Below are 755 nucleotides of genomic sequence, written 5' to 3' on the forward strand. Positions count from 1 at the left end.
CCATGAAGGCGGGTGAGCGGTTCGACGTGCCCGCCGATGCGAACGATCCGATGATCAACGTGGGGCGGCCGGACAAGCTGCGCGTGACGCTGAACGGATCGGTGCTGCCGCCGCTGGGCGATGGCCGGCGTGCGATCAAGGACGTGCGGGTGAGCGCCGACGCGCTCAGCGCGCGGGCTGGCGGCCAGGCCGCGCCTGCCGCTGCTTCTCCTGCCGCTGCCGCGCCCGGCACCACGCCTGCGGCTGCGTCATCCGTTCCGCCTGCGTTTGCCGGGGAATCGACAGCTCCGGTGCGCTGATCGCCGCCCTTCAGGCTGGCGACAGGCGGGAAGGTGCAGCTATAGCATGGTTGTTAACCCAATCCGGGGGCTGTTGATCAATGCGTAGGTTCCTCATTGCCGTGATTCTCGCCGGTGCGGCGACGCCTGCTGTCGCACAGTCCGGGCTGGAGGGCCGCGTCGGCAAGCTGGAAAGCGAGATGCGCGCGGTGCAGCGCAAGGTCTTTCCAGGCGGCGCGGGAGCTTATGTCGAGCCGCAAGTGCGCGCCGCCCCGCAAACGCCGGAAGAGATTGGCGCGCCCGCGTCCAGCGCGATCTATGACCTGACGCAGCGCGTGTCGTCGCTTGAATCCCAGATCGCGTCGATGACGGGGCAGATCGAGCAGACGCAATATCGCATGCGTCAGCTGGAGGATCAGTTCGCCGCCTACAAAAAGGCGACCGACGCGCGCCTGGGCAGCGGTGAGACCGCGGCGG

1 protein-coding gene and 1 pseudogene are annotated in these 755 nt (G+C 68.3%); both read left to right on the forward strand.

Annotation, left to right across the window (positions count from 1 at the left end):
* Positions 1-299: pseudogene (locus AX702_RS22425) on the forward strand (helix-turn-helix domain-containing protein); the annotation flags it as partial.
* 80 nt (positions 300-379) lie between these two features.
* Positions 380-755: YbgF trimerization domain-containing protein (locus AX702_RS04630; RefSeq protein ID WP_331710374.1), on the forward strand; the 376-nt coding region annotated here is incomplete at its 3' end.

Source organism: Sphingomonas sp. CCH5-D11 (assembly GCF_001557395.1).
Taxonomy (GTDB): domain Bacteria; phylum Pseudomonadota; class Alphaproteobacteria; order Sphingomonadales; family Sphingomonadaceae; genus Sphingomonas.